The sequence below is a fragment of the Pseudomonas caricapapayae genome (assembly GCF_001400735.1).
Lineage (GTDB): Bacteria > Pseudomonadota > Gammaproteobacteria > Pseudomonadales > Pseudomonadaceae > Aquipseudomonas > Aquipseudomonas caricapapayae.
The window spans coordinates 23827-44769 of sequence record NZ_LJPW01000120.1; the positions used below are offsets into that span (position 1 = coordinate 23827).

16 protein-coding genes are annotated in these 20943 nt (G+C 53.0%); 1 reads left to right on the forward strand and 15 read right to left on the reverse strand.

Annotated elements, in window-relative coordinates:
- The first annotated feature begins 161 nt into the window (after positions 1-161).
- The gene (locus tag ALO80_RS16550) at positions 162-1163 is read left to right on the forward strand and encodes a glycosyltransferase family 2 protein (RefSeq protein ID WP_083493302.1); all 1002 of its coding nucleotides are present in this window, start codon (positions 162-164) and stop codon (positions 1161-1163) included.
- Positions 1164-1209: 46 nt separating this feature from the next.
- Here ALO80_RS16550 and ALO80_RS16555 read toward each other — a convergent pair whose 3' ends face one another.
- The 15 genes from ALO80_RS16555 to rfbB all read right to left on the reverse strand — a co-directional run bounded on the left by ALO80_RS16555 (position 1210) and on the right by rfbB (position 20722).
- Positions 1210-2784, reverse strand: a complete 1575-nt coding sequence (locus tag ALO80_RS16555) for a hypothetical protein (protein ID WP_055009771.1) — start codon at positions 2782-2784, stop codon at positions 1210-1212.
- Positions 2785-2835: 51 nt separating this feature from the next.
- Positions 2836-3315, reverse strand: coding sequence for a hypothetical protein (locus ALO80_RS16560; RefSeq protein ID WP_055009772.1), 480 nt, complete (start codon positions 3313-3315; stop codon positions 2836-2838).
- Between the two features lie 191 nt (positions 3316-3506).
- Positions 3507-3923: a GtrA family protein gene (locus ALO80_RS16565; protein ID WP_055009773.1), complete on the reverse strand. Its 417-nt coding sequence runs from the start codon at positions 3921-3923 to the stop codon at positions 3507-3509.
- A 7-nt stretch (positions 3924-3930) separates the two neighbouring features.
- Entirely contained in the window at positions 3931-4881 is a 951-nt protein-coding gene (locus ALO80_RS32340; RefSeq protein ID WP_055009774.1) for a WxcM-like domain-containing protein, read from the reverse strand.
- A complete protein-coding gene (locus ALO80_RS16575) occupies positions 4868-5818 on the reverse strand; it encodes a glycosyltransferase family 2 protein (RefSeq protein WP_055009775.1) in 951 nt (316 codons plus the stop codon). The genes ALO80_RS32340 and ALO80_RS16575 overlap by 14 nt, the downstream gene beginning before the upstream one ends.
- Complete coding sequence (locus tag ALO80_RS16580; protein WP_162491683.1) at positions 5815-6918, reverse strand: DegT/DnrJ/EryC1/StrS family aminotransferase; 1104 nt, start codon at positions 6916-6918, stop codon at positions 5815-5817. Before ALO80_RS16580 ends, ALO80_RS16575 begins: the two co-directional genes overlap by 4 nt.
- 14 nt (positions 6919-6932) lie before the next feature.
- Positions 6933-8810, reverse strand: coding sequence for a glycosyltransferase family 39 protein (locus ALO80_RS16585; protein ID WP_055009777.1), 1878 nt, complete (start codon positions 8808-8810; stop codon positions 6933-6935).
- Positions 8811-8873: 63 nt separating this feature from the next.
- The gene (locus ALO80_RS16590) at positions 8874-13505 is read right to left on the reverse strand and encodes a glycosyltransferase (protein ID WP_055009778.1); all 4632 of its coding nucleotides are present in this window, start codon (positions 13503-13505) and stop codon (positions 8874-8876) included.
- The gene (locus tag ALO80_RS16595; protein ID WP_055009779.1) at positions 13498-14862 is read right to left on the reverse strand and encodes an ABC transporter ATP-binding protein; all 1365 of its coding nucleotides are present in this window, start codon (positions 14860-14862) and stop codon (positions 13498-13500) included. Before ALO80_RS16595 ends, ALO80_RS16590 begins: the two co-directional genes overlap by 8 nt.
- On the reverse strand, positions 14852-15679 hold the full coding sequence (locus ALO80_RS16600; RefSeq protein WP_055009780.1) for an ABC transporter permease: 828 nt from the start codon (positions 15677-15679) through the stop codon (positions 14852-14854). Before ALO80_RS16600 ends, ALO80_RS16595 begins: the two co-directional genes overlap by 11 nt.
- The gene (rfbC, locus tag ALO80_RS16605) at positions 15679-16224 is read right to left on the reverse strand and encodes a dTDP-4-dehydrorhamnose 3,5-epimerase (RefSeq protein WP_055009781.1); all 546 of its coding nucleotides are present in this window, start codon (positions 16222-16224) and stop codon (positions 15679-15681) included. Before rfbC ends, ALO80_RS16600 begins: the two co-directional genes overlap by 1 nt.
- Positions 16225-16903: 679 nt before the next feature.
- Positions 16904-17815, reverse strand: coding sequence for a glycosyltransferase family 2 protein (locus ALO80_RS16610; RefSeq protein ID WP_055009782.1), 912 nt, complete (start codon positions 17813-17815; stop codon positions 16904-16906).
- Between the two features lie 41 nt (positions 17816-17856).
- Positions 17857-18747, reverse strand: coding sequence for a glucose-1-phosphate thymidylyltransferase RfbA (gene rfbA / locus ALO80_RS16615; RefSeq protein ID WP_055009783.1), 891 nt, complete (start codon positions 18745-18747; stop codon positions 17857-17859).
- The gene (gene rfbD / locus ALO80_RS16620) at positions 18744-19649 is read right to left on the reverse strand and encodes a dTDP-4-dehydrorhamnose reductase (protein ID WP_055009784.1); all 906 of its coding nucleotides are present in this window, start codon (positions 19647-19649) and stop codon (positions 18744-18746) included. Before rfbD ends, rfbA begins: the two co-directional genes overlap by 4 nt.
- On the reverse strand, positions 19649-20722 hold the full coding sequence (rfbB, locus tag ALO80_RS16625; RefSeq protein WP_055009785.1) for a dTDP-glucose 4,6-dehydratase: 1074 nt from the start codon (positions 20720-20722) through the stop codon (positions 19649-19651). Before rfbB ends, rfbD begins: the two co-directional genes overlap by 1 nt.
- Positions 20723-20943 lie beyond the last annotated feature (221 nt).

Consider the following 20943-nt stretch of genomic DNA (forward strand, 5'->3'; position numbering starts at 1 on the left):
GTCACACTGAAAAACCGGCATGGTCATGCCCAGCCGGTTTTTCCATTTTTTTAGCCATGACGTATGAAAGTTGGATCGACGGGCGTGCATTCAATCATTTGATGACTGACGAGCGTCGATACAAGGCGTAAAATGCGCGGTTTTTGCAGGCGAAAGGTTTCTTGAGAACGCAGCTCACCGAAAAACACAGGGCGGATGGTGTCAGCCCTCTACGACGTCGAGGTTCATCCGAGGTGTCAGTCCGCCCACGCGTCGCTATTTTGTTATGCACTTACAATGGGGCTGCGTACCTCCGTGAGCAACTTGAATCGTTTTTCGCTCAGACCTTTCGCAATTGGGTTCTTTATGTTTCCGATGATGCGTCAACTGATGACACCGTCGGCATTCTTTCTCACTACCAGAGCCGCTGGGGACGCGAGCGGTTGGTTATTTTCAGCGGGCCTTGCAAGGGCTTTGCGGAGAACTTTGTCTCGCTGGTTCAACGCCCTGAAGTAGACGCCGATTATTTCGCGTTCAGTGATCAGGATGACGTCTGGTTCAGCGACAAGCTGGAGAGAAGCGTGGCTCGCCTTGAGCTATTGAAGCCCGACACACCGGCGCTCTACTGCTCCAGAACCCGACTGGTCGATGCAGATTTGAAGGTGATCGGGGTTTCTCCGCTGTTTAAAAAAACGCCGTCATTTAGAAATGCGTTGGTTCAGAGCCTGGCAGGTGCCAATACGATGCTGATCAACCGAGCGACCCGCGGTTTGTTGGCTAAATTGCCCGAACGCGCTCCTCTTATCGCCCATGACTGGCTCACCTATCTTTTGGTGACAGGATGCGGCGGGCAGGTGTTCTATGACGCCGACCCCTGCCTTTACTATCGTCAGCACCGAGGAAACTTGATCGGGGCTAACGCGAGCACTCGAGAGAGGCTGATACGATTTCGCAAAATGCTTTCAGGCCGATTTGTTGAATGGAACGATGCCAATGTGGCGATTCTCAAGGACATGGAGTATGTGCTCACTGAGGAAAGTCGGCGCGTTCTGGAGTATTTTGAAAACGGTCGCAGGCAGCGTCTGTTCAAGCGGGTGTACACGCTTCGAAAAGCCGGTATCTACCGGCAGACCGTGCAGGGCAACCTGAGCCTGATCCTGGCGGTGTGCCTGGACAGAGTGTGAGGGGGACGTGCCAGCGTTCCTGGGCACATTCCGGGGCTCACTGCAATCAGTGTGTCTTTGCTTTATCCGGTGCCTTGTATATCTGATAGGCCGCATTAGGAGAGTTCGTGACCGCTTCAAAATGAGTGCGAATGTATTCTTCAATCCATTGATGCGAATTTGAGAATCTTAGTTCCTCTCGTCCGTCCATCGGCATGTTGAAGACCAATGCAAAACCGGGGTCAGCCTTCTTTATGCGTTCGATTTCAGACCGTTGAAAAGCTTCGCTGCGAGGCGATAGCGCGTAAATTTCCCAGAGCGGCGCGTCCCGCTGCAGTAAAGGATAAGCTCCTGGCCAGAAAGGTAACACCAGCACGCTTCTGCCCGCTGGAGCATAGCGATCGGTCAGGTCCCTTAAAAGGCCTACAGCTTCGGCAGTGCTGGGGTTCATGGATAGGCTTGATCCGGACACTTCTACCGAGGTCCACCCATCTTGGGTGCGAGCAAGGACTCCAGGCTGCCAGGCGGAAAGAATGAATAGACTGACGGCACTCGTAAGCATCGCCAGTGCCCATTTTAAAATGTCTGAGTGAAGTGCCCCTGTAGTCATAAAGATACCCAAGAGTAGAGGGTATATTCCCTGCGCGAGATGACCCACGTCTGCCCGAGCGAAGGCATAGTGGGCATAAGGCAGGGCCGCGCAAGCGACGGCCACAAGTTCTGGACGCACAGCGCGGCCCTTGAATCGCTCTTTGAACACCCACGCCAGTGCCCCACCTCCGAATACTGTCAACCCCATGAAACATAGCCCGATCAGGAACCATCTCGTTTCCGTTACGACCCCGGCAGTACCAAAACCCACCGTCCAGGGCCAAGGTATAGGGAGGGGTAAGTTCGTATTACCCTGCTCAAGCATGAAGACAATCGTGTCGATGAACGCTGTAAAGTAGCCTGGTATAAAAAGGCACATGGCCAATACAGGAAAATAGCCAACCACAACACCTGCGGCCCAGGCCGCAATGCCCGTCAAACGGTTATCGGGCGTCGGTGATTTAACTGTCAGCCAACCCATGGCTATCAGACTTGCCACCGCAGCATAGACGCCGTGGTTACGCCCGAACACGGCAGCGACGCCCACGATAACCCCGAGAAAAAAGTAACGTTTCATGCGAGGATTCAGCAGGAGATAAGTCAGGCTGGCGACGACGATCATCGAAAGGGACATGTCAATGATCTTGTGTCGCGGGTACATCCAGGCCATGAGAGTGATAGCCGCGATGCACAGATAAGCAAGTCTTCTTGTCGTGTTCAATTTTAATGCAATGGAAATTGTCCAGAGCCCTGCGTAGACCCCTAATAATTGAAACGCTGCAACGGCTGCACGCAAGGCTATTACGCCGGTGTCACCCATAAGCGCAAAGAATCCCGCGGACCAGTAGTAGCGACCTGGATCATAGGCCATGAAATCTCGAACGGGTACTTCGCCTTTCATGATCTGTTGGGCGCCATACCACAGATAGCCTTCATCCCAAAGATTAAATCCATCATGGGCTTGCCATAGAAAATTCCCCACGACAAAAATAGCCGATATCAATAGCAGCACAAAGCTGTTTAGGGTCCTCTCTTTTATTGCATGATCCATCGTTGTCGGCCTTTGGGGTATGTCTGTCGTAAGGGGCTAGGTAACGTCTGATTATTTGATGATGAGCAGGACTTTAGATTGGCATAAGCTGGACGAGTTTTCGCCAGGTACTTCTAAAACCACGCTGTAGCCGCCTGATTCAAATGAAGACAGGTCTGCTTTAAATGAAAATCCGGATTTCAGAAGCTTATCATTTTTGAATGCTTTTACTATATCGGGGCGATCAATAATGACCGGGTCTTTAAACGTATCCGGAGCGCCTTTGTAGCCCGTTAGACGGAGTCTAGTTTCTTTGGGGGCCTCTTGCTTCAACGGGTCGAAGGCCCATCCATTGAACTCAACCACTTCTCGATTAACGTAGATGCTAGCCCCTGTTGTTCCCGCGATCGAATCAATATTGCATTTGTCGAATGAATAGTGAGTGACTTTGGTGTTTGCCGTGCTGGATGCGCTATCTGACTTCCCGTCACACCCAGAAATGAGGGCTGCTAAAAAGGTAAGAAAACTGATGGCCGCAAGGGTTTTGTGCATGATTTTTCCTTAGGATTGTAGGGGGAGTACTGGTTTGTCAGCTATTTAACTTTCTGCGCATCTCAAATTCCTGGTGGCCAGTGCAGCACGGTGAGGGCTGCTCCTTCAGGCATCGGCACCGGACGCGTCAACATTTTTAGGGGGGCACGCCTTCAATAGGGTGAAATACAGAGCGTATGGGTAAACTACGCTTAGTGAGGCTTATGCTGTCGTGATGCGGGGGTGGCCGAGAAGGCAAGTTTTGAAAGAATAAACGTAACGGGCAGCGTCAATGCAATTGCCGCCAGCGGTGCCAGTCTTGCATCCAGTTTAAGTTTTTCAACCCAGCACCAAAGTATCGCCAGGCTCAAGCAGTACTGGAAAGCATATATGAACGGCAATAGAATGACTGAACGCAGTCCCTGATGGCTCTTGAATACAAAAAAACGATTCATGATGTAGGCGAGTATTATTCCGGATACGTAAGAGATCGTATAACTGATGTTATAGGACAGAAACATCAGCAGTACAAGATAGAGCCCGTAGGTCAAGGCGGTGTTAAAACCGCCTGACATCAGGAATCGGGCAAAATCCTGCTTTAAGAATTTTAAAACCGCCTGGTTCATCATGGTGCCATTATTCAGCGTTTGCGATAAGGGTTTTAAACTCTTCGTAATTACGAATATAGTCCCCTGCATCGTAGTAATGAGACGCAAACACTAACAGCACGGCGTCCTGAGAATAGCGATACTGAATACCCCAGGTCATCGGCGGTAGGTGGATGCCTTGATTTGGCTTGTCGAGAATAAACTCTTCACGATTGACACCATCATCCGCAACTACATGAACCGAGCCCTTTACTGCCACCAGGAACTGATGACATATACGGTGCGCGTGCTCGCCCCGGGTCTCGGCAGTCGGCACATCGTATACAAGGAAATAGCGCTCGGACTTGAAGGGCACTGAACGTTCGAATTCGCCCGCCGACAGACTGCCTCGAATATCCGCCACTTCATTCATCGTGTGCAGGGTAACGTTCTTCACAGACGTGGAGGTGACGCCTGGCGTCGCTGTTTCCGGACGTGTCTCGCTACTGATGTTGACAGGCTTGGCGTCCACGTAACCAATGATCTTGGCCGGGTTGCCTACGACGATCGCGTTAGGCGGTACAGAACGGGTAACGACAGCGCCCGCGCCGACCATGGCGTTGATGCCGATGGTGATACCTGGAAGAATTGTGCAGTTAGCGCCCAGTGAGGCGCCTTTTCTTATGATGGTGCGGGCGAAACTTTGCGGATAGACCTTGCTGCGTGGAAACAGGTCATTGGTGAATGTGGCGTTAGGGCCAATGAAGACATCGTCCTCAATGGTAATGCCATCCCATACCTGTACACCGCATTTCAGCGTCACCCGATCACCGATGATAACGTCGTTTTCTATGAAGACGTTGTCACACACGTTGCATTCACTGCCGAGGCGTGCGCCTGGAAGGATATGTGCGAACGCCCATACCCGTGAATCTTTACCGATATTATCGGACTCGCACAGCGCATGGCTGTGAACAAAAAAATCCTTACCGCTGCTCATCAGTCTCTCCAAATCCCTCGATCCGCATGGGGATGGCCAAGGGTCTATTCTTTGTGTTTTCGTAAGTGCGCCACGCATAGGAGCCAACGATGCCTAATCCCAGCAGGTTCAAACAGCCAAGAAAGGTGATGGCCAGCATGATCATCGCGTAGCCGGGCACTTCGATTCTGCCTTCGAGCTTGGCAATCAGTGTAAACACACCAAACAACGCAGCAAACGCTGAGCCGAACGCGCCCACTCGGGTCAATATCCGTATGGGCATGTCCGTAAAGGAGAACACGCTGTCCATAAGGTAATTGACTTTTTTACGCAGGGTCCATGCAGAGGTACCGTGAACTCGTTCCTGCCGGGTGTAAGTAACTACTTCACGGCGATAGCCCATCCAGAATATCTGCGCGATGAGAGAGCTGTGACGCTCTTCAAGGGTCAGCAATGTGTCCCGAAAGGCCTTGTTGCAGGCGAACATGTCTACGCCGCCTGGTGGGATTTCAGGAATGACGTAGCGACGATAAAAGCCCCAAAAAATCTTTGAAGCAGTCCGCGTCGCCCATGGATCCTGTCGACCTTCACGTACTCCGACCACAACATCGGTATGGCCGCGCATCAGGACCGTGTTCATTTCCAGAACCAGCTCTGGAGGTTCCTGAAGATCAGCTGCCATTACCGCAAAACGCTCGCCCTTTCCGTGCTGCAGGCCCGTGCGGATAGCCATGAAGGAGCCGAAGTTTCTGGATAACAAGATCAGCTTGGACTTGAACGATTGCGACGGCAGTTGTTCCTTGAGTATCTCGTAACAGCGATCGGGACTGCCGTCCACAACGAACACGACTTCAAGCTCGTGTCCGAGTTGCTTATCCAGCGCCGTTACGGCAACGAGCAAATCCGGAAGATTGCTCTCATTGCGATAAACGGGAATAACCAGCGTCAGCAAAATCATATCTCCTTGGAAAAGTGCGCGGTCACTGCCTTGATGACGCGATCAACTTCTTCGTCAGTCAGGCCAGGGAAGCAGGGCAGGGAGATGACGGTATCGCATGTACGTTCGGTAACGTCCAGAGCGACAGACGGCGCGGCTGCATACGCTGGCTGCTTGTGGTCGGCAATCGGGTAGTGGATATCAGTACTGACTGACTTCTCTTTAAGCGCGGCAGCCAGAGCTGCCCGATCTTTCGCGCGAATCACATACAGATGTGCAACGTAGTCTTCCGAAACCGACGATGGCAGCTCGATGTCCAGCCCGGAAAACGCTTCATTGTAGCGCTTGGCTATCGAGCGACGCTGCTCGTTCCAGGTGTCCAGATGAGGCAGCTTGATACGCAGGATTGCGGCTTGCATCTCGTCGAGCCGGCTGTTGCGGCCGCCAGGAATGGCAACGCGGTATTTCTGGTCCCAACCGTACTGGCGAAGCTGGCGAATACGTGCTGCCAGAGCGTCATCAGCAGTAACCACTGCGCCACCGTCACCGAGAGCGCCCAGATTTTTGGTCGGGTAGAAACTGAAGCATGCAATGGTGCCAAAGCTGCCTGCTTGTTTACCGTTGCGTCGAGCGCCATGGGATTGCGCGCAGTCTTCAAGAACAGGGATACCGGCGGCAGAGGCGATCTTGACGATCTCTTGAATGTTTGCCAATTGACCGTACAAGTGCGTAACGATGATGGCCGCTGGCTTTTCCTTGGCAACCACTGCTTCCAGAGAGTTTTTGCACAGGGTCAATGTTGCCGGGTCGACATCCGCATACACAGGAGTCGCGCCAATTGCGTGAATGGCAGTGCTGCCGTAAAAACCTGCGTTTGCCACGGCGACCACGCGGTCACCGACGGAAACGCCCAGTCCTTTAAGTGCCAGTTCCAGCGCGTCGGAGCCGTTCGCTACGCTGATGCAATGTTGTACGCCTACGTAGGCAGCGAATTCTTCCTCGAACAGCTTTACTTCGTTACCTAAAACGTACCAGTGGCTGTCCAGCACTGCCTTCAACGGCGTAGCGAAATCAAGTCCAGCGTTAGCTTTGATGGCCGAGAAAAGCGGAATATTTTCCATTAGGGTTTCCATGATCAGTGAGACAAACGGCTGATGGATGCGCAAACATCAGGCATTGTAAAAATGTTGAAGGTCGAAGTGACAGTATAAAGTTTAAGATCGCATTTGTCGGGAGACGAAGCTGCGTGGATAACGCCTTCATAGCCGCTGCGAAGGGCAGTCTTGTCAGCCAGAGCGCCAGCAACGTCTGGTCGTTTGATCTCGATTCTGATCGCACCCAGGACTTTCCCCGACTCTACAGCGATGACGTACTCAGGTGAGCCCTCGGTTGCCGGTGGTACACTCCAGCCCCTAAGTAACAAGCCTTCGGAGGTTTTTCTAACTTCGTCGATCGTACCCGCCGCGCCAGATTGTCCGGAGGGAACCTTGATGAAAAATTCGCCGTTGATCGTCGATAAACGTTCTGCCAGCTGCGCAGCACTTAGGGTATCGGTACCTGAATTTCTGCCGGTTCCGCTGGCCAGAACTGCTTCCGTCACCATCTTGCCGATGGCAGACATCTGAATGTTCCTTGGGCTTAGAGTGTTTTCGTTCCAGGCAACCATGTTTGTCCATGCCATCCATGCTGCCACCACAACCAGCCATTTCAGATGAAAACGGTTTGACCTGATATCTCTTGCAGATGACGCTGAGTTCCTGGCTCGAGCATGGCTCATGCTGGCGAATGCGACGAGCAACGCCAGAAACGGAATCGTGACGAACAGGTATCGACCCTGTGGTTGGGGCAGGGAGTTCTGTGACGCGAGCAGGCTCAGCAGGATGATCGAAGGAAAAAGGCCCAGAATCATGACCAACGGCAACAGGTAGTTCAGTAAAAAAAGCCGTCTGTTATCGCGTGAATAGACACGTGCTGTCTGGATGGCTGCTGCTGTCACAAGCAAAATGAATAAAACTGCCGCGCCCATGTAGTAGGTCGAAGGCAGAAATATGTTCATCCATCCGGTGGTCGAGAAGTAGCTCGTTAGTGTGAGGCTGATCCACGGAAAGACGTTTTCCATATTGACCAAGTGACCCGAGCACCCGATGTAACAGGTGCCATAACCCGCAGCAGGGTTGTTTTTGTGCAAGGCCACGAAGTCAATTTGCCCGGATATCCCTGACATCTCACCATATTTCAAAAAGGTAACAAGCAGCATGGGCACGGAAAAGATAGCTGCAACGACTGCCATCGTCGGTACATATCGCTTCAGGCTTTTGCTATCAAAAAACTGATGTGCGGCAAGCATGACCGCTGTGAAAACCAAGGCGGGCAGCAGGTACAGCTTTGCCAGAAACATCAGGCCGATCGCACCTCCCAGACACAGCGCGCCCAGCTTGTTGGGGGCCTTCAAAAAACCCAGAAGTGCACTGATCAGCAACGCCACACTCATCAACCCGAATGCGTCACTGTTGAAATACGAGAAGACAAAAGAGACTTGCGGGATCAGTGCGATCAGGAGCGCAGCAAGGGCGGCAGCTTTCTTCGGCATCCCTGCGCGATTTGCGATGCGGAACAAGGCGCAGATAAACACTGCGCCCAGTACCCAGTTAAAGCATCTCGCAGCCAGATAGCCCAAATCGCTCGGTAACATCCAGCTCAGACCATATGAACTGATCAGCGCACCAATGACATGTGGGAATGGCAGCCCGTGATACCAAAACTCGCCGGGTTGCCAGGTGTATCCCGACAGGGTCCCTGTAAACGCTTGAGTCGGCGCACTGGCTGCTGGCAGCGAATGAAACGCTTTCAGGTATTCCAGTAAAAAGAAGTGCGTTGACTCATCCGGCGCACCGTTAAAGGCAATTCCCGCAGACCAGACCGCTAGAACAATAAAATAGGTAACGGCCAGCGCTCGTTGGTAACGAGCGCTCGACCAGCCTGTTGGGTGATCTGAATGGTTAGTGTCAAGCACGAGCGACCCTTAAGGTTGCAGAAAATGTGACAGCGAGGTATTGAGTGTTTTCGGTGACTGCGATCAATTTTTGATCCTTGGAGGCCAAGCCAGACCGAAATCTTCGTGATCAAGGGTCAAGTTCGGGCTATAGGCATAATCCACCAGAATGTTCGGCCAGCGATTTTTGATGTAGCGAATCTCATGCCCAAATCGCTCCTGTTTTTGAGGCGTGTCTTCCAGACCGCGCGTAGCCGATTCATGATGGTACAACTCAGCGAACGGCGTCCAGACGTTGAGATACCCGGCTTCCTGAACTCGCAAGCAGAAGTCCACATCATTGAATGCTATCTTCAAGTGTTGTTCATCCAGCCCGCCCACCTCATCAAAAATTGACTTTTTAATGATCAGGCATGCAGCCGTGACCGCCGAGAACTCCTGAATCAGCTCCGCCCTGCAGAAATAGCCATGTGCACCTTTTGGGAGATACTTGTGTGCATGGCCTGCAACACCACCTATGCCCACCACGACACCGCCATGTTGAAGTCTGTTATCTGGATACCAAAGCCTTGCGCCTACTGCACCGACCTTCGGCTGCAACGCGATTGATACCATTTCGCTGAGCCACTCAGGAGTCATCACTTCAATATCGTTGTTGATGAGGCCAATCAGTTCGCCTTTGGCGATGCGTACAGCGCCGTTATTGAGCGCAGAGTAGTTAAACGGCCCATCGTCTCGAAGGACGCGAATGTTTTCTTCTTGATCGATGTGAGCAAAGTACGCCAGTGATTCGGGGTCGTCAGAGCCGTTATCGATCAGAATGATTTCGTAATTTTTGTACGTGGTCAGGCTTTTGATGCTGTCGATGCACTGTTTGACCAGTGCATAAGCATTCCGTGTCGGTATGACAAGTGTCACGAGAGGCAGCGTCGCTGGCAGGTTGTAGTGAACGCGATACTGACCTGTCGGTAGCAACTCTGTCGAACCAATACGACCTTGACGTTCCAAATGCTCGTCAAGCGCCTTAACGCCCGCCAATGCAGCATAAGGCTTTTCGTCGCCGGCCATGGCTGTACTGCCAGCGTGTATACGCCAGTGATAAAGCACGCGCGGAATATGGATAATCTGATCGCGCTTAAGTTTTTCTATACAACGCAACGCGAGGTCGTAATCCTGAGCACCTTCGAAGCCTACTCGGAACTGCCCGACCTCATTGACGAGATCACGACGATAGGCTCCAAGGTGACAGACCATATTTTGCGAACGAAATAGGAACTCGTTCCAATCTGACTTAAAGTAGGGGGCGCTACGATTGCCTTCGGTGTCAATCTTGTCCTCATCTGAGTAGATCAAGCCTGCATCCGGGTTTTCACGAATGGTGCGAGCAACCCAGTAAAGGGCATGGGCAGGGAGAAGGTCATCATTGTCCATTAGCGCAACAAACAGACCTTTGGCGACGCCCAGTGCCGAGTTACTTGCCTGCGAGATATGACCATTGCTTCCACGGAAAACAACTTTGATGCGCCTGTCTTGCGCCTTCAAAGATTTCAGGTACTCGATCACTGCAGGATTTGTCGAAGCATCGTCAGCGAGGCACAGCTCCCAATTGGTATAGAGCTGTGAGCGCACGCTGTCCACGGCTTCGCGCAGTAAGTCAAGTGGTGGATTATACACCGGCATGATGATGGAAATGAGCGGGTACTCAATCCAGCGGTTCATGTGCTCGTTGATACGATTGATTTCGGCTTCGCCCAATGTGTCATAGTATTGGACCCATCGAGAATAGTCGTGTCGATCAGGCACTTCACGCATCTCGCTTCCAACGAACGCATGTTGAGCCTCACCTCGAACCCAGCGAGCCTGTGCGATGACACCTGCGAGCCCTCTGAGGCGCCACACCTGGTAGGCCTTCTTCGCGGTGCTGGAAATTCCGCCTCCTCGCTGTACAATCAGGGGAATCGAAGCAGCAACACGTTTCGCACGGAAAAAAGATCGGGTTATCTTCCTGAGCGGGGCGGTGGCCTTCCAGCTGTAAGAAGATTGCATCGCGATAATATGCAGGTTCAAGTTGTGAACATGCGTATCCTTGTCTACGAGTGCCAGGCGGTGATTTTCCTGAGCTGCCAAAATCGCAATCTCAAGCTGTGCTAACTTGGCATTATGCTTATCTTGCGCCTCTCGGGTAGCCGCATCGATATCCGCTAGGGCCTGACGGTGTTCTGCCTGAATCTGAAGGTTTGCCGCCTCAAGATTTTCCATTGCAATGCGATGATTTTCTTGAATCGCCAGGTTTGCCGCCTCCCGCTCCTCAAGCGCGAGTCGATGGCTTTCCTGAGAGGCGAGCTGTGCAGCTTCGAACTCCTCAAGCGCCAATCGGTGATGCTCCTTGGCTATCTGGTGCGCAGTTTCAAGCTCCTCAAGGGCTAGTCGATGCCTATCTTGTACTGCCAGATTCTCAGCCTCTATCTTCTCCAGAGCCTGACGATGATCTTCCTCTACCGCAAGGTTCGCTACCTCGACGGCCTCTAAAGCTGAGCGGTCTTTAAGGTTCAAATCCGATATAGACTCAAGCGCTAGCTTGAGCTCCTCTTCCTGTTGAAGGAGTCGCTCAGCGACCTGACCTTCCGTGAATAAAGTGAACGTGATCTGTATTTTGAACGACTTCCCGGCTAATAGCGAATTGAGATCAACAGGAAGCACAAGGTTCGGGTCATCGTCCAATGCCATGAACATTGTACTGTCATTCACTTCGTTAACAAATGTGGTAGTGCCCGCAGAGTCGAGAGGCGCACTGGCACTGTCACGCCAGGACCAAGCTTCCGAATTCGCGTCATAAATAGTAATTGCGTCTACCGAAAAGGATTGGCGAATGTTGGTTGGATCAAAGCGTAGTGCCGCGCACTGGTAGGTCGCTGGAACCGCGAACACTAAGGTCTGGCGCCCATCGTGTACAAACTGACTTATCGTCCGCTCTTCTTTAAAAGCACCCGCTGCATCACCTATATAGAGCGTCGCCAGTTTAGGCGCCTTGTCATCCAAGGATCCCATTTTCTGAATGGTTGCTTCTGGTGACCAATTAAGAAAGCTCACCGCTTCACGGCCGGTGACTTTTTCTTGGAACATGGCCTCTAGCAGCGCATAGCGATTCAGCGTCTGCTCGGTGATCTCAAGGCCGGTACTGCCAATCAACTGAACAATAAAATCACGCCTGTTGATCATGGTCGTGCTTGGGTAAAAGGGGACTTTATTCGCTATCAGAAGTAGCAGGCCGCGCATCAGCAGATGACCGAGTTCGACGCCTTCCGTCATTTCCCATTCGATGTCTATGAGGTGCGGGTTGCCGTCACTGTCAATAATGATGTTCTGCGCAACGGCGTCTATATAATGGCCAGGTAAACGAACCTCTACATTGTCCAGTGCGGTAGCACTTCCTTCCGCAGCCAAGAGTTTGCTCAGGCAACTCAGATAGGTCGTCAGAAAAGGAGTGAATGTTTCGACTGACCAGTCTTTCGTTGTTGAGGCTTCAAGAAATTGCAGGCTTAGCAAATTGCCTTTTGCGTAGCCATGCGCTGCAGGCAGAATGAAATTGAATAGGTCGTCCTGGTGAGCGGCCGCTTCAATAGTACTCAGACGCTGGTATTGGACTTCGATGCCTTCGCGGGTGTCGACGAACACCGTGGCCTTGCAGTACTCGGCATTGCGCCCTGTACTGTAGTGATACGCCAGAACATTGCTGGGGACTGCGTCATACGGCTGGCATGAAGCAACGACCATAAACGAATTCGCGAGGTCCATGCCCAGATGATTCTCGATCACCACCGGCCAGGCTTTTTCAAGGTTAAACGTGGTGGTCGACGGTAACTGCGGATCTTTTCGAGTGTTCTGACAGGCCAATGCGGCCGCGTCGAAGTTATCGGCATTGAAACCGTTCTCTGTGATCAGGGAGTTGGGAATCTTGTAGTCCGGATACGGTGATAAAAAGCTTGATGATGCAAAGCCAGCGAGGGCTATCAATTGGTCCAGGCCCTTGCGACCAAATGTCTTGGGCTGGCGGTCAGCATATCGACCCTCAATACCGTACATGGCAACACCGACATGATCCTCTGGCGCACCGGCAAAATATTTGAGCCCGAGTTGGTTCTCAATGGCAATAAACAAATGCCCGTCAGGTTTGAGCAGCTTTCGAACCCGTTTCAGCATCCCCAGCGCAGGATTGTCGTCATTGCTGAACATGCTGGCGTATTCGAGTACACCGATGAGCGTCACTGAGTCGAATTGCTGATCAATATTCAGGTCATCGAATCGTTCAGCAAGCACCGTGACGTTATCCAGATCGCGTGTTCTGCTCGCTGCGATCGCAGCTCGGCGGGGACTACCTTCAAGCGCAAGCACGCTAGCCCCGGCCTCGCCGAGATAACGGCTGATCGCGCCGCAACCCGCACCGATTTCGAGAACTGATTTACCTTTTAGAAGATGCTCGAACGGGCGAAAGATATTTCCGCGAGTGGAACTCAGGTGATAAAGCTTTGGCCAGTCCGTACAGTAGTGCGGCAGCTCGCTCGACAGCACCGATACATCGCTTGCCTCACGAACGATCTTGGCCAGCTCGTTTTCCGAGCTGTCACCATCACTGTAGGCTATGCCCTGATAATCAGTCCGCACCCACACTGCCGTATCTGTATCACGAACGTAGCCATATCTATCAAGCTCAAACATCAACAAGTACCGGTTCAATTTCCATGGAGGCACCCAGGTCTATCAAGCCCAGAAGCTTTGGAGTAGGTTCTACGACCAAATGTATCGAATCATAGCGTCGGTCGTGAGGCACGATATCCTCGCTTTGCCGAGAGGCGATACCGATGGAAATGAAGTAATCACCGGTCGCCAGCGCGTTTCTGAATTTCACACGCGCTTTTGCCTGTTGGCCAGCGCTGCCTATTCGGCCTGTGCCCTCGCAATCCTGCATGTAAGAGTTAGTACCATAAACGGTCACACCCTCTTTGGTCTTGATCGTAAAGCCGATAATCGGGTTGACCACTGTGCGATTGAATTGCAGGGCCAGATCAAGAACGATTTCCTCGCCCGACTCAACACTGTTGGGAAACTCCCTTCCCAATGCATTCATATGGAAGTCGAGCAGTGTCGCCGCTCCATCTCCCCAGCGGTACTCATGGGGGTTATAACCAGGCCTGCTGGCGTACACATCTTCATCGAAACGCAACGCTATCTTGTCGGCCTCGACTACCGCCGCTTCCACCCGCTCTGCTTCGGCGAGGTCCAGGCTCTTGTCGGTGATAGCACTCTTCTCACGTCCGAACAGTAGGTCGGTGTAGCGATTGATGACCGGGCGAGATTCGCCAATCATCTCGATTCTGCTCTTTTCCAACAAAATGGCGCGATTACAGTGGGTGACCACTTGCTCGCTGGAGTGAGTGACCAGCAGGATGCTGGTGCCATTTTCTTTCAGTTGCCTGAGACGTTCAAAGCACTTGGCCTGAAAACGTGCATCGCCAACGGAAAGTGCCTCATCCACGACAAGGATTTCCGGATCGACCTGAGCCTGAACCGCAAACGCCAGGCGTACGGCCATGCCGCTTGAGTAGGACTTGACCGGCTGGTCAAGGAACTCGCCTATATCGGCAAAGCCTGCGATCGCGTCAAAGCGCTCGTCTACTTCGTCACGCGTCAGCCCAAGCACGGCAGCGTTCAGATAAACGTTTTCACGACCGGTAAACTCGGGGTTGAAGCCCGAACCGAGTTCCAGCAAGGCTGCTACCCGGCCTCGTGTGTGAATCTCACCGACAGTCGGGTTCAATGTGCCGCAGATGATCTGCAACAAGGTTGACTTGCCGGAACCATTACGACCGACAATGCCTACTGTTTCGCCTTGGTCGATGTCGAAGCTGACCTCGCGCAAGGCCCAGAATTCCTTGCCATAGGTAGTGGACGGTTGTCCTGACCAACGCTGAATTCTAGGCACCAGGGCTTGCTTCAGGCGGTCATGTGGCTTGTCGTACGTGTAAAAACACTTCGAGACGTTTTGTACGCTGATAACCGGATGATCAGATGACATCAGCGAATCCTTTGCGTGTTTTTTGAAAAAACCAGAACCCCATTACGGCAATTACTGCGCCAATCACAATGGCGATACCTAAGCTGCCCCAATGGGGGAGGTTGCCGAACAGCAGCACGCTGCGGCTTTCTTCGATAATGTAGGTAAGCGGGTTCATCTGCAGCCAGGGGCGATAGACTTCAGGAAGCGCCGCCACCGGGTAAAGAACCGGCGACAGAAACAGAAGGACTGTTGTCAGAACCGTGATGACCTGCGCGACGTCGCGCAAGTAAACGCCGAGGGATGCGAGAAACCAGCTGATACCCAGTGTGCCTAAAAGGAGTGGCACCAGAATCAGCGGGAACAACAGTGCCGTCCAGAAAAGCGTGTGCGAGATCAGTAGCTGTGCGATCACCAGCACTATCAGGCTGATGCAACTGTGGAAGAGCGCTGAACCCAGGGTGATAACCGGCAGGATCTCCAGCGGAAACACCACCTTCTTGACGTAGTTGCTGTTACTCATCACCAAAGAAGGCGCTCTGTTGGCGCACTCTGCAAACAAGCCATGCACGATCATACCGACGAACAGCAGAATCGCGAAGCCGCCTTTGCCGGTATCGACTCCGACCCAGCGCGCGCTGAAGATTTCGGAGAATACGAAGGTATACACCGCCAGCATCAAAACCGGATTGAAGAATGACCACGCCAGGCCCATCACCGAGCCGCGGTAGCGCCCAATGACTTCTCGTTTGGTCATTTGCGAGATCAAGGAGCGGTTGGTCCACAGACTGCTGACGAGCCGCAAGGGGCCAGCTGAAGGGGTTTGATGAGGGTTCATTAAGCGAACACCTCGGCGTTTTCGAATGAAACGGCTTTCTGATCTTTGGCGGACAGGGAGGGCGCTTGGCCGAACGGCCAGTCGATGCCCACGGTGGCGTCATTCCAGGCAAGGCTACGCTCATGTTCCGGTGCCCAGTAATCAGTAGTTTTATAAAGGAACTCAGCGCTTTCGGACAATACGACGAAGCCGTGAGCAAAGCCTTCCGGGATCCACAGTTGTTTTTTGTTTTCGGCGGTGAGATGCAGTCCCACCCACTTGCCGAAGGTCGGGGAACTCTTGCGCAGGTCGACCGCGACGTCGAAGACCTCTCCGACGGTTACTCGGACGAGCTTGCCCTGCGGCCGCTGAATTTGGTAATGCAAACCTCGAAGAACACCCTCGACCGAACGCGAGTGGTTGTCCTGGACGAATTTTACAGGGCGCCCAACGACCTCTTCGAACACCTTCTGGTTGAAGCTTTCAAAGAAAAAGCCGCGATCGTCGCCGAAGGTCTTGGGCTCGAATACGATGACGTCTGGAATGGCGAGGCGTGTTGCATTCATAGGTAACGTATCTCCGGGATGCTCATCAGGGTCTGCTCATAAGGCCCTGGCTGGGGCAGGCATACGTTGAAAAACGCCTGCGCCATGAAATTTGATTGCGCCATTAAAACGCGTTTTTACGATAGCGAGGCTCATGGGCGTCGGGTGCGCAATAGACTGTCCATCCGGGCGGAAAATGTCTGCGCTGGATAAAGAGGAAGGTCTGTTAGGACTAAGGGACGCGGGGCATGCATCGTCTATTTGTAGTTTTCCGACGTAGGTTCCAACGATGAGCAACACGAGGTCTTCATTGCAGGACGATTTTCCAAATTGAAGCGCGTCCGGTATCTGAACTCACGGTCGGGTGGGTGACTCGGGTCCGCCATCCTTGGTTGGGTGGTACAAGTGACCCCACCTTCCGAGGCTGGTTCCGTCCACTCCGGTTACACCGTCTTCCTTGTGCTTTTGATACCGAAAACAAAGGTCTGCACATTAACATAAGCCGCTGCATGAGAACATTCGGCGGCCGCGAAATTAAGCGGTTTTGATGCGCTGACCGATGCCCGGCCGTACGGCGGCGAGCGCCCTCTCTAGCGTTGGGCACAGATGTTGCCAGTCAGTATGTTCAGAGCGTTTCGATACTTGGTCTTTGGTTATCGCTCTGGTTGGACCTGGCAGGGAACGGGTGGCTATTTGGCAGTCAAGGCTTGCTTAGCATTGCTGTAAGGCACGCAATAATGAATAAAATCTTGTCTCGTGGTCTTCTGCGGCATTGCCGAGCCTTTAGCGAGAGCCTGAGGAGCGACAACCGACTACTCGAGCGCTTTCCCGCAGGATGCAGCTGGTTGTCTCCGATCAACTGGCTGATCAGGAATACTTGCCCGCCCCACCAACCATCAGCAATCTTTTTCAGCCGACTGATGAGTGAAGCAAGCCCGGTATTGGCTCCAACCTGATTGTTGGCATGTTGACGGTAGTCCATGCTGGAAACCGGATCGATAAGCCATCGGAAGCCGTGACTGCGAGCAAATGCGTAACAGTACCAGTCGTGCAGGCTAACGGCCTGAGCTGCATCCCAGTGGAAGAGGAGCGATGACTTGAAGGCATCTGCAAGTCGGCGGTTCATCACATAGGTGCAGCCGGGGCCGGCAGCTTCGAATAGATAGTCCCACTGGACCTGAGGCTGAGCCTTGTCCAGTAGTACGCGCTGCCCATTCGGCCAGAACGCGGTGACATTGCTGGAATAGGCGTCGTGGTAACCCGGCGCCAAAGTCGATGCGGCGCGCTGAAGCTTGTCCGGATGCCAGATATCGTCCTGATCGGAGAACGCTACGTAATCGAATGCCGAGAAGTCGACATCCCGAATCAAGCGGAAGAAGTTGCGTGATGCCCCGCCAAATCGTCCGGCAGGCGGCAGCAGGGCGACATTCGCGTGATGCTGAGCGTAGTCAGCACACCATGCATGAGTGCCGTCCGTAGAGATATCGACACTGATGAACACGCTAACGCAGACATTTGTCTGCTTCAGAATGGAGTCAAGTTGCGCCTCTATCCACGCCATACCGTTATAGGCTGCCAATAGCACGGCTACCTTTGGAAAAGCAGATGACATACTGTTCGCAGCCTTGCGGTATGGGACAGAGGGTTGCAGTCTTAGAACGAGCCCAGCTCCAGCAGCTTCTGCAGATATTGGCCGTACCCGGTCTTCTTCAGCTTTTGAGCTTGTTCACCCAACTGAGCGGTCGTGATCCAGCCGTTGGTGTAGGCGATCTCTTCCAGGCAGGCAACTTTCCAGCCTTGACGCTGCTCGATGGTGTGCACGAAATGGCTCGCCTCCAGCAGCGACTCGTGGGTACCGGTGTCGAGCCACGCAAAGCCACGACCGAGAATCTCTACAGTCAGATTCTTCTTCTCGAGGTAAGCACGGTTTACATCCGTGATTTCCAGCTCACCGCGCTCGGAAGGCTTGATGTTCTTCGCGATTTCTACAACCTGATTGTCGTAGAAGTACAGCCCGGTTACTGCGTAGCTCGACTTCGGTGCCGCAGGCTTCTCTTCGATGCTCAAGGCGCGACCGGTTTCGTCGAACTCTACAACCCCAAAGCGCTCAGGGTCGGAAACGTGGTAACCGAATACGGTAGCACCGCTGTTTTGCTGGCTGGCCGAGCGCAGGTTGTCGGAGAAGTGCTGACCGTAAAAGATGTTGTCGCCCAGAATCAGGCAGCAAGGATCTTCACCGATGAATTCTTCGCCGATGATGAATGCCTGTGCCAAGCCATCCGGAGTCGGTTGCTCGGCATAGGTAAGCTGAATACCGTATTGGCTGCCATCACCCAGCAGCTTGCGGAAGCTTGGCAAGTCTTCTGGCGTGGAGATGATCAGGACTTCACGCATGCCTGCCAGCATCAATACTGACAGAGGGTAGAAAATCATCGGCTTGTCGTAGATAGGCAGCATCTGCTTGGAGACGCCAAGAGTGAGCGGATGAAGACGAGTGCCCGAGCCGCCAGCCAGGATAATGCCTTTACGATTAATGGTGGTCATTTGTTCAAAGTTTCCATAAGCATTCGGGCTACACCGCTTTGCCAGTCAGGCAGGTGCAGAGAGAAATTGTGGCGCAGCTTTTCTGTGTTCAGACGCGAATTCAGAGGACGTTGCGCTGGTGTCGGGTATTCGATCGTGTCGATTGGATTGATCGTTTCCACTGCCAACGGTTCCCCGTTGGCGCGGGCGAAATCAATCACGTACTTCGCGTAGGCATGCCATGACACTTCGCCAGCAGGTGCCAGGTTGTAGACGCCACATAGCTCTGGCTTTGCCAGCGTTTGAAGCAGAGCTGCCGTCGCTATGTCGGCCAGTAACTCCGCACCTGTAGGTGCTCCAGTCTGATCGGCGATGACATTGAGCGTCCGGCGATCTTTCGCAAGACGCAGCATGGTTTTGGCAAAGTTGTTGCCGCGTGCCGCGTAAACCCAACTGGTACGGAAGATCAGGTGCTTGCAGCCTGAAGCCGTAATCAGTTGCTCCCCTTCAAGCTTGGTCGCGCCGTAATAGTTGACTGGAGAAACCGCGTCGCTTTCTTTCCATGCCGTGTTGCCCGAACCGTCGAACACATAGTCGGTCGAGTAATGAACCAATAGTGCGTCCAGCATGCGGGCTTCTTCTGCCAAAACCTTGCTGGCCAAGGCATTGACCGTGTGCGCAAGCTCGCGCTCGGTTTCGGCCTTATCGACGGCGGTATGGGCTGCGGCGTTGACGATAACCTGAGGTTTGACGCGGCGAATGGTATTGCGCAAGCCTTCCAGGTTGTTCATATCGCCAGAAAGGTCACCATAGACGGTCGATACGGTATGGCGGTCAAGCGCTACTACTTCACCCACCACGGCGAGGGAGCGCTGCAGCTCCCAACCTACCTGGCCGTTTTTTCCCAGCAGTAGAACTTTCATCATTTATCGGCGCGCGCTGCGTAGTTCTTGTCGATCCATTGCTGGTAGCTTCCGCTCTTCACGTGAGCAACCCATTCAGGGTTGTCGAGATACCATTGCACCGTCTTACGGATGCCTGATTCGAAGCTTTCTTCTGGAACCCAGCCCAGCTCGCGCTGAATCTTGCTGGCATCGATAGCGTAGCGCAGGTCATGGCCTGGGCGGTCCTGCACATAAGTGATAAGGCTGGCATGCGGGCGATAGGCTGAATCCGGACGCAGTTGATCGAGCAGGGCGCAGACCGTCTTGACCACTTCGAGGTTCTGTTTCTCGTTGTGACCACCGATGTTATAGGTCTCGCCGATCTCGCCTTCGGTGACGACTTTATACAATGCGCGGGCGTGATCTTCTACGTAGAGCCAGTCACGAACCTGGTCACCTTTTCCGTAAATAGGCAGCGGTTTGCCTTCCAGCGCATTGAGAATGATCAGCGGGATCAGCTTCTCGGGGAAATGGCAAGGGCCGTAATTGTTGGAGCAGTTGGTTACCAGGGTGGGCAAGCCGTAAGTGCGGCTCCAGGCGCGCACCAGGTGGTCAGAGCTGGCCTTGCTGGCCGAGTAAGGCGAGCTTGGCTGGTAAGAGGTTGTCTCGGTGAAGAGATCTTCCGGGCCTTCCAGGTCGCCATACACTTCATCGGTGGAAATGTGATGAAAGCGGAAGTTGGCTTTTCGTACTTCGTCCAGCTGGCTCCAGTAGCCACGCGCAGCTTCAAGCAGCGTATAGGTGCCGATGATGTTGGTCTGGATAAACTCCGACGGGCCAGTGATCGAGCGATCGACATGGGATTCGGCCGCCAGGTGCATCACTGCATCGGGCTGATGTTCTTTGAAAACCCGATCCACGTCATCACGGTTGCAGATATCGACATGCTCAAACGCGTAGCGCTCGCTTTGATCGGCTGACTGCAGTGACTCAAGGTTGCCTGCATACGTCAATTTGTCGACGTTAACCACGGAATCGGTCGTGTTGGCAATGATGTGCCTGATGACCGCCGAACCGATGAAGCCTGCACCGCCTGTTACTAAGATCTTCAAAAGAGTATCTACCTTGGGTTATGACAAGGCTCTGCCCGGTCCGTGGAAACAATCGCTGATCGGCCTCCGCCTTTCAGACATCTGCTGCGTTAAACATGAATGTTTAAATGACGTGGATGAGCGACGGTTAAAAACGACATTTTACATAGAAAAACAGACATCCCCATCAAAAATTTGAAGGTGTACTCGATCGTTTGAAACGTTTGAGCATGGCTATGCAT

Coding starts and splice junctions, on each gene's coding strand:
- ALO80_RS16555 (WP_055009771.1), bottom strand. CDS start 2,784: ATGGATCATGCAATAAAAGAGAGGACCCTAAACAGCTTTGTGCTGCTA.
- ALO80_RS16560 (WP_055009772.1), bottom strand. CDS start 3,315: ATGCACAAAACCCTTGCGGCCATCAGTTTTCTTACCTTTTTAGCAGCC.
- ALO80_RS16565 (WP_055009773.1), bottom strand. CDS start 3,923: ATGATGAACCAGGCGGTTTTAAAATTCTTAAAGCAGGATTTTGCCCGA.
- ALO80_RS32340 (WP_055009774.1), bottom strand. CDS start 4,881: ATGAGCAGCGGTAAGGATTTTTTTGTTCACAGCCATGCGCTGTGCGAG.
- ALO80_RS16575 (WP_055009775.1), bottom strand. CDS start 5,818: ATGATTTTGCTGACGCTGGTTATTCCCGTTTATCGCAATGAGAGCAAT.
- ALO80_RS16580 (WP_162491683.1), bottom strand. CDS start 6,918: ATGGAAAATATTCCGCTTTTCTCGGCCATCAAAGCTAACGCTGGACTT.
- ALO80_RS16590 (WP_055009778.1), bottom strand. CDS start 13,505: ATGTTTGAGCTTGATAGATATGGCTACGTTCGTGATACAGATACGGCA.
- ALO80_RS16595 (WP_055009779.1), bottom strand. CDS start 14,862: ATGTCATCTGATCATCCGGTTATCAGCGTACAAAACGTCTCGAAGTGT.
- ALO80_RS16600 (WP_055009780.1), bottom strand. CDS start 15,679: ATGAACCCTCATCAAACCCCTTCAGCTGGCCCCTTGCGGCTCGTCAGC.
- rfbC (WP_055009781.1), bottom strand. CDS start 16,224: ATGAATGCAACACGCCTCGCCATTCCAGACGTCATCGTATTCGAGCCC.
- ALO80_RS16610 (WP_055009782.1), bottom strand. CDS start 17,815: ATGTCATCTGCTTTTCCAAAGGTAGCCGTGCTATTGGCAGCCTATAAC.
- rfbA (WP_055009783.1), bottom strand. CDS start 18,747: ATGACCACCATTAATCGTAAAGGCATTATCCTGGCTGGCGGCTCGGGC.
- rfbD (WP_055009784.1), bottom strand. CDS start 19,649: ATGAAAGTTCTACTGCTGGGAAAAAACGGCCAGGTAGGTTGGGAGCTG.